Raw genomic sequence first — 15,321 nt, 5'->3', positions numbered from 1 at the left:
TTTTTGATGTTTTGGAGATTATAGAATGTTGTACATGAAAGAGAGATTTTTTAAGATGAATTTGAAACGTTTATTTATATGCGGTATTGGGAGGAATTTAGGTGAAAATGGGCGCTTTTTGGCAAGAAGAAGTCGTTTATCAGATTTATCCCCGTAGCTTCATGGACAGCAACGGAGACGGGATCGGAGATTTGCGGGGGATCATCAGCAAATTAGATTATTTGAAGGAGCTCGGAGTAGGCATCGTGTGGTTGAGTCCGGTCTATAAATCTCCGAACGACGATAATGGATACGACATCAGCGATTATCAGGATATTATGGATGAATTCGGCACAATGGACGATTGGGAGGAGCTGCTCCACGGCCTTCATGAACGCGGTATTCGGTTGATTATGGACCTCGTAGTCAATCATTCCTCTGACGAGCATTCCTGGTTTCAGGAATCCAAAAAATCCAAAGATAATCCTTACCGTGATTTTTATATTTGGAAACCCGGGAAAGGGGACGGTTCCGAACCGAACAATTGGGTATCTTTCTTCGGCGGCTCAGCATGGCAATATGACGAGGTGACGGATGAATACTACCTGCATCTGTTTTCGAAGAAGCAGCCGGATTTGAATTGGGAAAATCCAAGGCTTCGGCGTGCGGTATACGATATGATGACTTTCTGGTTAGAGAAGGGGATCGACGGATTCCGCATGGACGTGATCAATTGTATTTCAAAAGCGGAAGGTCTGCCGAGCGCTGGGGATGACAAATATGCTTGGGGAGGCGAGTTTTTCCTCTGCGGGCCGAGGTTGGAGCAATATCTGAAAGAAATGAACGAAGAGGTATTGTCCAAATACGACGTCATGACCGTCGGGGAGATGCCGGGAGTGACGCCGGAGCTGGCTGCGCGCTATACGGATCCGGCTAACAAGGAATTAAACATGGTATTTCATTTCGAGACGATGGATATCGACGCCGGGGAAGGCGGGAAGTGGAACTTCACCAAGTGGAAGCTGGCCGACTTGAAAGCCGTTACGAACAAATGGCAGTACGGACTGAACGGCAGAGGCTGGAACAGCCTTTATCTGAACAACCACGACCAACCTCGTATGGTGTCCCGTTTTGGCGACGACACGGTATACCGGAAAGAGTCGGCCAAGCTTCTGGCCACGTTCCTTCACACCCTTCAGGGCACGCCTTACATTTTTCAGGGCGAGGAAATTGGCATGACGAACGTGAAATTCGATAATATCGACCAATACCGGGATATCGAGACGCTAAATTTCTTTAAAGAGGCGGTTCATGACGGGGGCATGCCGGTGGAGCAAGCGATGGCCGCGATCTATGCAAAATCCCGGGATAACGCAAGAACTCCGATGCAATGGAACGAAAGCAAACACGCCGGATTCACGACAGGAGAGCCTTGGATCGGAGTAAATCCCAACTTTAAGGAGATTAATGTCGAGGATGCGCTTCGGGATAAGGATTCCATTTTTCATTACTACAAAAAATTGATCCAATTGCGCAAGCAGCATCCGATTATGATCTATGGCGATTATGACATCGTGGCTGAAGAGCATGAGCAAATTTATGCTTATACCCGAACTTGGCGAAACGAAAAATGGATCGTGATTCTCAATTTCTCTGACAGGGAGGCGGAATTCACGCTTCCGGAAAAGCTGGAGGAATATCGTAGTGGAAGTCAATTAATCATTTCCAATTACGAAAACGTGACTGAAAGACCGATCAGTGAGTGGAACCTCAGACCTTATGAAGCGAGAGTATATAGATTGGTATAAAAGAAGGGGCTGCCCCTTCTGTCGTCCAATCAGATCTACCGCACACGCGAGAATCAGGCTTTCTGTAATTAGCATGGCATCCGGCTCAGCGGAACGGCATTGGGAGCGCAGGCTACGTGATCTTTTTTGCTTCATTTTACGATACTATCTCGCGGGCGCCTATTTCCGAATCCCTGTTAAAGAAGCGTTCAGCAAGCCCTAAGTAGTTGGTAAATAAAAGTTGCTAAAGGTGCATTATTTTGAGATTCCATCAAAATATAATGCACCTTTTTTGAATTGGGTATATTTGGAAACTCTAACTTCGCAATATTGTTCACCTTGAGCTAAATGTAAACGGTTACTCGCCATGGAGTTCCGCCTCATAATAAAAGAGTAAGTTAAATTGCACAAGGGGGTTTCATAGTAATGAAGTTGCACAAAAAGATATCTTTTGGTGTTATGGCGGCTGTTTTGGCAATATCATTGTCAGCTTGTGGCGGAAGTAACGGCGGCTCGGCTTCGAACAGTAAATCAGACAAGACGGGCTCCGGAAACAGCGGCCAAAAGCAAGTAACAATCGAATACTGGCATACCTACGGGGAACAGGAAGAAAAAGTGCTGATGGAAGAGGTAGTTCCGAAATTCGAAGAAGAGCATCCTGAGATCAAGGTGAATTTGACCCGAATGCCTTATGAAGGGTTGAAAGAGCAAGTTATTGCGGGTGTGGCCGGTGATGCCGCGCCGGATCTGATGAGAATGGATATTATCTGGGTTCCTGAATTCGCGAAAATGGGCGCACTGCAAGACGTCAGCAAAATGGAAGGGTTTGAGGAAGTGAAGTCCAGCGTATTTGATGCGCCGATGGAAACAAACCATTTTGACAGCGGTTACTATGGTGTTCCTTTGAATACGAACACAAAGATCGCGATTTATAATAAGACGCTTTTGGAGAAAATAGGGCTTACAGAAGCGCCAAAAACGATGGATGAGTTTGTTTCGGCTTCCAAAAAGGCGATGGAGAAAGGAGCCAAAGGCGCAATTGGTATCTCGGGAGCGCATGTATGGGGAGTGTCGCCTTACTTTTGGAGCCTTGGCGGGGTTTTGACAAACGAGGATTATACCAAAGTTGAAGGCTATTTAAATGGCCCTGAAAGCGTGAAGGCACTTGAGACAATTGTACAGTGGGGCAAAGAAGGGTTGATTATCCCTACCATGCTTGGCGGCGAACCGGGAGTATGGGACGGATTGAAAAACAATGAATATTTCATGATTGATGATGGTCCCTGGTTCTTTAGCACATTGATGAATGAAGAGAATGCAAACTTTAACATCGAGGATACGATATGGACGCAAATTCCTGAAGGCCCTGGGGGCAGTCGTTCGGTTGTCGGTGGTGAGAACTTAGTTATTTTCGCAAATTCTAAACACCCGGCAGAAGCTTGGACATTTGCCAAGTGGTTGACTACGGAAGAACCCCAAAAAATGTTGGCCAAAGCCGGATTGATTCCGACAAATCAAAAGGCTGCAAACGATCCATCTGTTTTGAAAGAACCATACGTGGCGGAATACGTGAAGCAGTTGGAAAAGGCTCTCCCACGGCCACCGATTCCGCAGTATGGTGAAATGGAGACGATCGTAAACCTGGCGATCGAAAAAGCGGTACGCGGCGAATCGGAACCGAAAGCCGCCCTGGATGAAGCTGCAAAAAATATCGAGGCTATTCTTAATAAATAATTGAAACAAGAGTTATAAGGGAGCTTCGCCTGATGATATCATCAGGCGACGCATCTTTAACCGGAAGGAAAAGGAGTGGTGAAGATGTCAATTCCATTGGCCAGCCAACCGCAAACTGGAAATAAACCGCCAGCGGCAACTCGGATGAAAAAAGGCTTTAAACAATGGATGGCGGTTTTGCCTTTTATTTTTTTGGGGGTGCTCGGAACGGCGGTATTTGTCGTTTACCCTATGATCCGAAATATCATTATCAGCTTTCAGGACTACAGTATCATGCCAAATGCGGAGAATCCCTTTGTCGGATTCGAAAATTATATTTCGGCTTTTACTGACCCCAACAACAAGGTATTGATGGCAATTCGCAACACCATTCTGAACGTGATCGTTACCGTGCCGATTAATTGGCTGTTGGCGATCGTATTTGCTGTATTGATCAATCTTCACTTTGTAAAATACAAACTTGTGTTCAGAACCGTGTATTATTTACCAATTATTACGTCCTGGATTGTCGTTGCATTTTTGTTCAGATTTTTGTTTGCAGGCGGGGAGTACGGCCTTATCAACTTCATTTTTTATAAGGTTCTCGGCATTTTCCCGGAGCCGGTCAATTTTTTGTCAAATTACTGGACGGCCATGATCGTTATTTGGCTGTTCCATATCTGGAAGACTGTTGGTTGGGGGGTTGTCATATATTTGGCGGGTCTTCAGGGGATATCGAAAGAATATTATGAGGCCGCCCAAATCGACGGTGCGAGCGGAATCAAACAGTTTTGGAGCATTACGGTGCCCATGCTCGCGCCGGTAACCGCGTTTGTGATCATAAATCTGGTTAACGGGGCCTTTAACTTCTTCCCGCAGGTGTATTTCATCACCAGAGGAGGGCCGATGGACCAGACCCAGACGCTTCCAAGCTTGATGTACATGCAGGCGTTCAAAAATTTTAACTTCGGATATGCTTCCGCTGTTGCCGTCATGATGGGAATCACCGTATTTTTGGTGACGTACACCCAGATGAAGAAATTCGGCAATCAGAAAATGTTGTAGGAGGGGCGGACGATGAAAACAAAATGGTATCTTCAACTCCTCGTATATGCCGTCATTATTATGGGGGCGCTAGCGTTTCTGTTTCCCTTTGTATATATGATCTTGACTAGTTTTATCAAGAGTGCGTATTCACTGCCACGACCGAAAGAAATTTTCTCGGTGGTCCCCAATCTGGACAACTATTTTCTTGTTTGGAACAAAAATAATTTTGCCCGTTACTTCCTGAACAGTTCGCTTGTGACGGTCGTATCCATGGTCGGCAGTATGCTGCTGGGATGCTTAACGGCCTACGGATTCGCCAGATTTCAGTTTCCGGGCAAGGAACTGCTTTTCCGCGTATTCTTGTTGACGACGATGATCCCGGGTGTCATTAATATTATCCCGCAGTTTCTTATTATCAAAAACCTTGGACTGGTAAGCACCTACTGGGGGCTATGGCTGATTTATATTGGGGGCGGAGTAGTCGGGAGTACGTTCTTCCTCCGAGGTTTTTTCCAAAGCATCCCCAAGGAATATGAGGAGTCCGTCCTCATAGACGGGGGCGGTAATTGGCGGATTTTCTGGAATATTTATTTGCCGCAATCCCTTCCGGCGATCGGAACTTTAGCGGTATTGTCCTTCCAAGGCACGTGGGAGGAATATTTTACGGCACTTGTCATTATTAAAGACGAGGCGATGAGAACACTGCCGATCGCTTTGCTTATGTTTAACGATAAATACGCAACCAACTACGGCTGGGTGTTTGCGGCTTCAATCATTGCGCTGATTCCAACCGTGTTTCTTTACGTTGTTTTCCAGAAGAAGTTCGTACAAGGCGGATTTAATGAAGGCGGTGTAAAAGGTTAGTTCATTAACGAAGATGGGAGAAGTAGCGATATGGTAAAGAAATTTTGGGAGTTGGGGAGAACTTCACTTGTAATATTAAGTTGTTTGACGGTCTTGATTGCAGGCTGCAATAAAAAGCAATTGTTAAAAGCGGAAGAGGTGACGGGTGAGTCAATGATGGACCGAGTCGCAACGGATAAGGCGGCCTATGAGCCTGGAGAACAAGTAAACTTTACGCTTTATTTTAAGGAAAGCGTTAGTGATGCGGAGGTTAGAGTCCAGTACCGCCATCTGGAGAAAGTGATCGAAGAACAGGTATTGAAAGGTTCTGGCGAAAAGCTGGATTGGACTTGGACTCCTCCGAAAGAGGACGGAAAGGGCTATATGGCCGAGATTTTCTCGATCCAAAATGGAGAGGCAAAGGATCATCTTAATATCGCAGTGGATGTTTCCTCCGATTGGACTAAATTCCCTCGGTACGGGTATTTGGCGGATTTTCATGAAATGAGCCAAGATGAGATGGCAGCGGTCATTGAACGTCTGAACCGATTCCATATCAACGGGGTGCAATTTTATGATTGGCAATATAAGCATCAGACGCCGATTAAGATGGATGGAGGCCAACCGGCAAAAAGCTGGGAGGATATCGCAAACCGCCCGGTTGCTTTCAATACGGTGAAAGGTTATATCGATCTGGTCCACGCCCGCAACATGAAAGCAATGAATTACAACCTGATCTTCGGAGCATATGAAGACGCGGAGAAGGACGGAGTCAAACGGGAGTGGGGGCTCTTTAAAGATCCAAGCGCGACAAATCAGGATAAACATCCACTTCCGGAAGGATGGGCCAGTGACATTATGCTATATGATCCATCGAACACGGAATGGCAGAATTATTTGATCTCGAAGGAAGCCGAAGTTTTTGAGCATCTGCCCTTTGACGGGTGGCATGTAGACCAGTTAGGGGACCGTGGAGGTCTTTGGAATGCGCAGGGAGAAAGTGTCAAACTGCCTGAAGGATACGTTTCCTTTTTGAAAAAAGCTAAGGAACAATTAGATGTATACTACGTCATGAATGCGGTCGGGCAGTACGGTCAAGCCTTTTTGGCCCCTAACGCACCTCTGGATTTTCTGTATACGGAAGTATGGGATGGTCATCCGAAGTATAAAAACCTGAAAGAAATTATCGATCAGAACACGAAATATAGCAAACAACGGTTAAATACGGTATTGGCCGCCTATATGAATTATGATCTGGCCAACGCTCCGGGGGAGTTTAATACTCCGGGGGTCCTACTGACCGATGCGGTTATTTTTGCTTCCGGCGGATCCCACCTCGAGCTTGGGGAGAACATGTTGGCTAAAGAATATTTTCCAAACAAGAATTTGAAAATTCCGGTTGAGCTTGAGAAGCAATTAATTCATTATTACGATTTCCTTGTAGCTTATCAGAATATTCTGCGAGGCGGATTGGAGGAATCCAAGACCACAGTTGAGGGAACAGGCGACGTACAAATTTCTGCATCTGCCGATCAAGGTAAAGTATGGTCCTTTGCCAAGCAGAGGGATGGCGATGATATTATTCATTTCATTAACTTCACAGATGCGGCAACGATGGATTGGAATGATTCCGCCGGAGAACAGACCGAACCTACCGAGCGCCAAAATGTGAAAGTTGCAGTTCGAACAAGCGGAGAAGTGGATCGGATTATGTTTGCTTCCCCGGACTACTATGGAGGGTCGCCTGTTGAATTGGCGTTTGAACAAAAGGACGGCCAAGTCGCTATTGAGCTGCCAAAGTTAAAATACTGGGATTTAATCAAAATATCGTATAAATAACACGCTAGAAAAGATACCAAAATGAGGCGGGATTCTAAGCTCGCTCGTTTTGGTTTTCCGTACTATATGAAAGCGTTTGCTGAATATACGACATAACAATAGACAGTACAGGTGTGAGCGCCTATGAAATTTCGCTCGTTTCACTTTCGTACGATTAATTTTTACTCCATGAAATGGAAGCGTCGGGAGATTCGGTTACCCGAAGCCCCCCGTCAGGAAATGGCAATGATTGTTGAGCGGATTGGTATTATAATCAATAATGGAGAAATGTGGTGCAATCCGATTGGGTTGCGTCACTTAAAGCATTGATTATATATGTCTATGAAACAAACTAGGGAGATGAGCAGCAAATGTCATTTTTTAATCGAATGAAGAACCGATTCGCTACCAAAATGATATTGGCGTTTTTGTTCATCATCCTTATTCCGACTATTTTATCTGGATTTTCCTTTTATCTGGAATCATCCGCCTTGGTAAAGAAAAATGTTCGGGCTTCGGCTATACAATTGACTAAGCAAACGGCTGATTCCTTATCGTCGATTCTTAATGTGGGTAGCGATACATCGGATTTGATCTATAGCGACTTAAATATCCAACAATCCGTCAACCACTTTAAAAGCAGCTCTCTCGGTACCCAAGTAGATTTGAGTCGGGACATGGCGGCTCGACTAAATAATGTCGTGTTCTCGAGTTCCTTTGTGAGAAGCATAAATATCGTGAAAGACGGCAGTCTTGGTTGGGGTAGCGGTACATTCTCATCCGTAAAACTAAAGCGAATGGATTTTAGCAGCTTGGAGTGGGTGAAGGAATCTAGAGAGAAGGACGGGGAACTGGTTTGGTTGGGCTTACGTAGAGACCCCTTTAGTGGCGGGGGAGAAAACACCGACCTGGTTCTTCCGATCAGCCGAGCCATGAAAGATTTTCAATCTTTGGATCAAATCGGAATATTACTAGTGAATTTAAACGGGAAGTCAATCATTGATACGATCAGTCAAGTGAAATTAGGTGAGACGGGAAGCTTTATGGTCGTTAATCGGCATGGGAAAATCGTGATTGATCCCGATTTGTCCAAAGTCGGACAAGTTGTTTCTAGCCGGGAGCTTTACGAACAAATTGTGTTAAAAGATGCTGCGGAATTTGAAATAACAATGAAGAATACTCATTATTACGGAGTCAAGCAGTTGTTAAGCAACGGGTGGATATTGGTGGGTACAGTTCCGGCATCAGAAATTACCGGGGCGCTGGACAAACTTCATAGTCGCATTTTATTAACATCCTCGGGTTTTGCCTTGATTGCCGTCATCATTGGTTTAATCATCGCGAAATGGGTAACCAATCCGATTAAACAATTGACCATCGGAATGAGAAAAGTTCAACAAGGGGATTTGAAGGTTCGCACCCAAGTGAAAGCTACTGATGAATTTGGACTTATGAGCAGGCACTTCAACAAAATGCTTGATGAAATAGAGCTATTGATGACGAGGGTAGGAGAGGAAGAAAGACAAAAAATGGAGGCTGAAATTAAAGCCGTCACCTACCGGATTCATCCTCATTTTCTTTATAATACGTTAAGTACATTACGTTGGCTGATCCGTTCCGGGGAAAATAACCGGGCCGATGAAGGCCTGGCTGCATTAACCCGTCTCTTGCAAGCCAATATGGGCAAAAACGGCCAACTGATCACCCTTTCGGAAGAGTTGGAGATCATCGAGAAGTACTTGGTCATTTTAGAGATGCGTTATGATTGTAAATATGAACTGGTTTTGAACATAGAGCCTGAATCCAAACATTTCAAAATTCCACGTATGCTGCTACAACCACTTGTGGAAAATGCGGTTTTCCATGGATTCGTTCCTTTGAACCGAGGGGGAAACATTAAGATTTCCTCTATCGTAAAGCCAGGGGAATTATGGATAACGATTGAAGACAATGGAGCTGGTATGAGTCGAGATCAGTTAAAACAACTGACATCGGCTAGCGGACAAAAGAGAATGGGAATCGGACTGATGCATATTTCGGACACTTTGCGGCTGTATTATGATGACGGCTCAACAATGACCGTTGACAGCGAAGTGGGGAAAGGAACGAAAATCTTGATTTTGATTCGTTTCCCGAAGGAGGTTGGAAAATGACAGATCGTGTGCTGATCGTTGATGATGAACCCATAATCCGAAAAGGACTGAAAGGTTTTATCGATTGGGAACTGCATGGACTTCAGTTGGAAGGGGATTGTGCAAACGGGGTGGAAGCGCTGGAGTTGATTCAAACAAAGCCGATCGATATTTTGATTACGGATATTAAAATGCCTCTCATGGATGGTCTTCAGCTTACACAGAAGGCATTGCAGGTAAATCCGGATATGAAAGTCGTTCTGATCAGCAGCTATAACGAGTTTGATTATGTCAGAGAAGGCATGAAATATGGAGCGGTAGACTATTTACTAAAACCTTCGTTGGAAGCCGGAGAACTGATCATAGTGCTGGACCGTTGTAAGGTGATGCTTCAAAAGCAGAGGCAACAAGTCGTAGAGCGGCAAATATATTCGGAACATGTGCATAAATTGGAGAGAAAACGGCTGGAACAGGAAATTATCCGATGGCTCGTTACGGAGCAGGCGAAAATGAGGTTTACTGATATTTTTGGAGAAACAACAGAAGCTTATGTATGTGCCTTCGGAGTATTGGACGGACTTGAAGAATGGCAAGAGCTGTACGGAAAGCTTCATATCAGTATCATTTATGAAGAAATACAGGCTTGTTTTTATGACCAAATCCCGCAGGGGAGCGCTCCCATTCTTGCAGGTGAGGGAATATTTATGATCTTTCCGCAAGAAGGAGATACAGAACTTATCCTTGAACAACTAAAATCTCGCATCGAGAGTGACCTTCACGTCAGTATCACGTTGGGATTTTGCGTGGAACAAGCAGATGAATGGCTTGAAAGAGGGCTCAAAAAAAGCCGGGAAGCCAGCGTCCGGCGGTTTTATGAAGGGGCGGGAAAATCGTTCAAGTGGAAGGATTCGACTTCTTATACTTTTAAACCCTCTCCGGAATCCATTCCACTGCACCGTATTTTGGATATGATCCGTGAAGCAAGGGATACAGCCACCGTATTGGAGTGCTTCGTTTCCCGCTGGAAAAAGAGCAAGAATCCACCCGACCAAGTGAAGAATGAAGCTTACGAGTTGTTGTGCGCTCTAGCTTATTCCTTCGGAGACGCAAAACTGCTGGCGGATACCCGGGATCGCATTTTACATTCGGAAACCTTGGATGGATTAATCGAGACGATCAACGGGCTGGTCGACGAAATGAAACATCCGGGTTTTCTTGTTTCCACTGATCGTGGACAAGGCGGGCAATTAATTAATAATGCTATTGATTATATTAAATCCCGTTTTACAGATGAATTAACATTGCAGGAAGTTGCCGATTTTATTCATGTCAGCAAAAGCTATTTTTCAAATTTATTCAAGAAACACACGGGACAAAATTTCATTGACTATGTCATCGACCTGCGATTACATGAAGCGAAACGATTGCTTTTGATGAAGGAGTATAAAATCTACGAAGTAGCTGAGAAATCGGGATTCAATGACGTGAAGTATTTTAGCAGACTGTTTAAGAAAATAACGCAAATGACGCCTGTGGAATACAGGGATAAGCATGATCGGAAAGTATAAAAAGGGAGTGGTTTGGGGATGAAGCGGTTCCTTTGTTTTTTTGTCATCATCGTGATGTTGACTGCTTGCAACCGAAATTCGATCATCACGGACCCTGAAGCTGTCGAAAAGCTAAACAATCCTCAGACCCGTACCATTGAGTTTTGGCACACTTACAGTGATGAAGAAACTCATCTCCTTGAACAAGAGCTCATTCCTGCCTTTGAGAAACAAAATCCGGGGATACGGGTACATCCGGTAAGACATGCAAATAACATTGAACTCAAATACACTCTAATCGCCAAGGCCTCCGCCAACCGCTCTCCTGATGTGGTACGTATGGATGTCGCGTGGGTCCCGGAGTTTTCCCAAAGCGGTTTGCTCACCCCATTGAACGGTTTCCATGATTTTGAATCCGTAGTAAGCCTGCTTCAATCGAGCGCAGGTTTGGTGGGATATTATGAGGGGTTCAATTATTCGCTTCCGGTTAACATTAATACTAAAGTCGCAATATATAACCGTTCTCTTTTGACACAAGCTGGTTTGTCTTCTCCTCCGGAAAGGTTTGAAGAAGTTATTAAGCTGGCAAGGAAAGAACGGTATATGATCGGTCTCGGCGGTTTGGATACATGGAAGACCCTCCCTTGTATTTATGCGCTGGGCGGCAAAATGACTGATGACCAATATAAGCAGGCTACAGGCTACCTTAACAGTAAAGCAACCGTTCATGCGGTTGAGGAGTTAGTCTCTTTGTATCAAGAGCAACTAATCGATAGAACTGTTGTCAATGGCGGCGGCGATAACTGGGAAGGAGTCAAATCAGGAAATATTCTCGTCACTGATGAAGGTCCATGGTTTTATAGTGTTTTTCAGGGGGATGAACTGAGTAGGGCCTTAAATTCAACGATAGCAGTTCCTTTTCCACATGAATTTGGTCCGTCCTCAATCGTCGGTGGTGAAGATTTAGTCATTCCTAAGGGGGCTAAACAACCTGAAGAGGCTTGGGAGTTCATGAAATTTATGACGAGTAAACCATCTCAGGAAATCATGGCGCAAACCGGGCTAATTCCAACAAACCGAGAGGCGAAAGTAAAAAACGCAGCGCTGGGATCCATCATTCGTCCTTATGAAGAGGCATTGAACAATAGTTTTTTAAGACCGCCCGTTAAAGCTTGGAGCCAAATTGATGAAATTTATACTTCTTATATGACCCGCATTTTTCAAGGAGAATTATCGGCAGAAGAAGGACTGACTAAAGCTGCGTCTGAAATAGATATCGTTCTGGAGCGATAAGCAATCTTCATTGGAAGTTTACACAAAACTCTAAAAGGTTAGCCAAATATCTGCCTCAAGCGATTTGAGGCAGATATTTTTTGGGGAAATGATCTTCCACTGTCCCGCCGCTGCTTGGACCCGGAGTTACCCTGCCGGCCGGCGAGGCGTTCGACACGTTCCGGACGTTTGAGCTGGTTCATGACAGCACGGACCTTGAGCGCAAGGGGCTTGCTCAAAAAAAGGATGTACCGCGTTTTGGCCCCTTGGGTCGAAGACAATCCGATTTTCATGCACGTCATGAGCGACAGGGCGGAGGAAGTGCGGGCGGCCATCGACCAATGCGCCGAGGTCGGCTTCGAAATTGATCTTGTCTTTCGGAAGCTGGCTTTGACAGGGCGATCACCGATTTTTACAAATGGTGCAGGGGAAGCGGCGTGTACCTTAACGTGCCGGATTGGTATTTTCTGAACGGCTCGAACAAAACGGGCATGGGATACCGCGAAGTCAACTGGGACTTGCCGAGGGAAAGGCAGCTGATCTTGGCCCGGCAGAATATTTTTGACGGAACATGGAAAAAACGCCGAGTATGGGCTGGATGTTCGTCCCTCTGATGCCTTATCATGGAGGTGGCGCCGAAGCGATTTTGGAGCCGCTTTCCGAACCGATCTCCAGACCGTCTGCCGCAGCAATATACCGGATGAACGGATGCTGCTTTGATCCGCGAGCACGAAGGCGCGGCCGTCCTTGATCGGCTGGAAAGCACCGATATGAAGAAACGAAGGCAAGGCGCAACCGGCATAAAACATGCCGCATAAATCCATAGCAGGAACGGAGGCTGGCCGCAAGATGGACAAAAACTTGAAATTCCGCGAGGACGGCACGTTTGTCATCGTGCAATTTACGGACGTCGAGTTTATCGACGAATATGACGTCGATCCCGATTCCCCCAAACTGGATGCGGAAACAAAAAGCTTGATGGAGATGGTCATCCGGGAGGAGCAGCCCGATTTGATCGTGTTCACCGGAGACGTCATCGCGAGCGCAAGGACGAAAGACCCGATGGCGTCGTTCCGCAAAGCCGTAGCCGTCGCCGAAAACAGCGGCATTCCGTGGGCCGCGGTATTCGGCAACCATGATTCGGAAGGGATCGTCGCCCGGGCCGAGATGCACCGGCTGCAGCTGGAGCACCAATACTGCGTCGCCAAGGAAGATCCGCCGGGGATCAACGGGGCGGGAAACTTTACGTTAACCGTCATGAACGACCGCGGCGAAGCGGGAGCTGCGCTTTATTTTCTCGACAGCGGCGATTATTCCCCGTTCGGCGGGTACGATTGGATCCGCAGGGACCAGATCGATTGGTACGTATCGGAATCGAAGGCGTTAACCGGGCAAAACGGCGGGAAGCCGCTGCCTGCGCTCGCATTTTTCCATATTCCGCTGCCTGAGTACAACGAGGTATGGGAAACGGAAGTATGCTACGGGCATCGTTTGGACGGCACCTGCTCCGCCCCGCGGTTCAATTCGGGGATGTTTGCGGCGATGCTCGAAATGGGCGACGTGATGGGCACTTTCGTCGGGCATGACCATGCCAACGATTTTTGCGGCACGCTGCACGGCATCCGGCTTTGTTACGGCAGGGCGACCAAATACGTCAGCTACGTGGGCGGCGAACGGAAGGACCATTTCCCGACGGGGGCCCGGGTCATTCAATTGAAAGCGGGGGAAAGGGATTTTGCGACCTGGATCCGCCAAAACGACGGGACCGTCGTATACGAGCAGCCGGAGCATCAACCCGAAGGAAAAGAGGTTAAATCGTCGTAATAACGGACTTTATGGATGCCGTTTTTTAGTTGCCTGCTCCGAGTCCCCGGAGGGTAAGCACATCAAAAAAAGGCGCGCGGAATTTGAATGTCCGCCGCCTTTTGTCGCGCATCCGACTGCTGACCCGACTTACTCCGGTCACGCAGCCGCTGCCGCAAAAGCCGCCGGTTTCTGCAGAACTTTGTCTTTAGGTTTGCGTGATCTTGGTGTATCCTACTAATATGTGGAAGTTGATAGAGTGACTTTTCAGAGGAAAGGAGCTTGAAGGCACCCCGTATGTGGAAGTACATCCTTTTTCGGACGGCGCAATCCGTTGTCGTGCTGTTTGCCGTTTCATCGGTTGCGTTCGTCCTCATGCATCTCATGCCGGGAAATCCCTGGGCGAGCATCGGCATGACCGAAGAGCAATATAAGTGGGTGGATGAGCAGAAGCATCTTCATGGGCTGGACCTGCCGCTTTACGAGCAGTATTTTCGCTGGTTGAAGGGACTTGCAAAAGGGTATCTGGGCGTCGACTATAACTTTGTTCCGATCGGCGATTACATTTGGTGGAATGCCAAAAACAGCTTTTTCCTTTTGGGCATCGCATGGCTCCTTACGCTTTTGGTCGCCATCCCGTGGGGAATACATAACAGCACCAAACCATACGGAGTTTCGGACAGAACGGCATTGTTTTTAAGCGTGATCGGATTCAGCGTTCCCGGCTTCGTGCTCGGTTATTGGCTGCAGCAGATTTTTTCGATGCAGCTTTTATGGCTGCCCCCGAGCGGCATGCACACGCCTTCCAAAGAGGGAGAGTTATGGGATTTGATCCAGCACATGATTCTTCCCGTGGCTACCTTGGCGATCGGCATGCTCGCTTATTATTTGAAGTTTGTCCGCGACGGCATGATGGAGGTGTTGGATGACGGTTTTCTGATGACGGCGCGGGCGAAAGGAGCCTCGGAGCGAAGAGTCATCTACGTCCATGCGCTCAAAAATGCGCTCATACCCGTCATCACGCTCATTGCGCTTGATATTCCCGTCCTGATCAGCGGATCGGCCATCGTCGAGAACGTGTTCAATTGGCCGGGCCTGGGCACGTTGATGGTCACCTCCGCCTTGAAGCGCAACTTCCCCGTTTTGATCGCGATCATCATGATCGTTTCGGGGGTTGTCGTTTTAGCCAACTGGGCGGCGGACATGCTGTATACGTTGGTGGATCCGCGAGTGCGGGCGACGGGCAAAAAAAGCATGGCAAAATAAAGGAAAAGCCGGTTTGGGCGGCGGGAGGCTCGCCCGGACCGGCTTTTCGCCCGCCTTGAATTCGATGAAATATCCAGGTTTGACTTTTTCTTCTTCATGCGTTTTGATCAGTAT

11 protein-coding genes are annotated in these 15,321 nt (G+C 46.8%); all 11 read left to right on the top strand.

What is annotated here, in order from left to right:
- Positions 1–107 precede the first annotated feature (107 nt).
- The 11 genes from KI367_RS02460 (at position 108) to KI367_RS02410 (ending at position 15,207) form a co-directional block, all read left to right on the top strand.
- Positions 108–1,787, top strand: coding sequence for a glycoside hydrolase family 13 protein (locus tag KI367_RS02460; protein ID WP_036715302.1), 1,680 nt, complete (start codon positions 108–110; stop codon positions 1,785–1,787).
- 405 nt (positions 1,788–2,192) lie between these two features.
- Positions 2,193–3,500 carry an extracellular solute-binding protein gene (locus tag KI367_RS02455; RefSeq protein WP_212947300.1) on the top strand — a complete coding sequence of 436 codons (1,308 nt, stop codon included), beginning with the start codon at positions 2,193–2,195 and terminating at the stop codon, positions 3,498–3,500.
- 84 nt (positions 3,501–3,584) lie between these two features.
- Entirely contained in the window at positions 3,585–4,544 is a 960-nt protein-coding gene (locus KI367_RS02450) for a carbohydrate ABC transporter permease (protein WP_081992821.1), read from the top strand.
- Between the two features lie 12 nt (positions 4,545–4,556).
- Positions 4,557–5,390 carry a carbohydrate ABC transporter permease gene (locus tag KI367_RS02445; RefSeq protein WP_036715280.1) on the top strand — a complete coding sequence of 278 codons (834 nt, stop codon included), beginning with the start codon at positions 4,557–4,559 and terminating at the stop codon, positions 5,388–5,390.
- Between the two features lie 30 nt (positions 5,391–5,420).
- Positions 5,421–7,208, top strand: coding sequence for a glycoside hydrolase family 66 protein (locus KI367_RS02440; protein ID WP_212947298.1), 1,788 nt, complete (start codon positions 5,421–5,423; stop codon positions 7,206–7,208).
- 350 nt (positions 7,209–7,558) lie between these two features.
- Positions 7,559–9,340 (top strand): cache domain-containing sensor histidine kinase, encoded by a 1,782-nt coding sequence (locus KI367_RS02435; RefSeq protein WP_212947296.1) that lies wholly within the window; start codon positions 7,559–7,561, stop codon positions 9,338–9,340.
- Positions 9,337–10,887: a response regulator transcription factor gene (locus KI367_RS02430; RefSeq protein ID WP_212947295.1), complete on the top strand. Its 1,551-nt coding sequence runs from the start codon at positions 9,337–9,339 to the stop codon at positions 10,885–10,887. Before KI367_RS02435 ends, KI367_RS02430 begins: the two co-directional genes overlap by 4 nt.
- Positions 10,888–10,905: 18 nt before the next feature.
- On the top strand, positions 10,906–12,159 hold the full coding sequence (locus KI367_RS02425; RefSeq protein WP_052147424.1) for an extracellular solute-binding protein: 1,254 nt from the start codon (positions 10,906–10,908) through the stop codon (positions 12,157–12,159).
- Between the two features lie 416 nt (positions 12,160–12,575).
- Positions 12,576–12,752: a hypothetical protein gene (locus KI367_RS02420; RefSeq protein WP_212947291.1), complete on the top strand. Its 177-nt coding sequence runs from the start codon at positions 12,576–12,578 to the stop codon at positions 12,750–12,752.
- A gap of 235 nt (positions 12,753–12,987) precedes the next feature.
- Complete coding sequence (locus KI367_RS02415) at positions 12,988–13,962, top strand: metallophosphoesterase family protein (RefSeq protein ID WP_212947289.1); 975 nt, start codon at positions 12,988–12,990, stop codon at positions 13,960–13,962.
- Between the two features lie 276 nt (positions 13,963–14,238).
- Complete coding sequence (locus tag KI367_RS02410) at positions 14,239–15,207, top strand: ABC transporter permease (protein WP_212947287.1); 969 nt, start codon at positions 14,239–14,241, stop codon at positions 15,205–15,207.
- Positions 15,208–15,321 lie beyond the last annotated feature (114 nt).

Origin of the sequence: Paenibacillus cookii, from assembly GCF_018333375.1 — a bacterium.
GTDB classification, from domain to species: domain Bacteria; phylum Bacillota; class Bacilli; order Paenibacillales; family Paenibacillaceae; genus Paenibacillus_AQ; species Paenibacillus_AQ cookii.
Note: the sequence above shows the minus strand (reverse complement) of the source record. Positions and strands in the feature narration are given on the sequence as shown.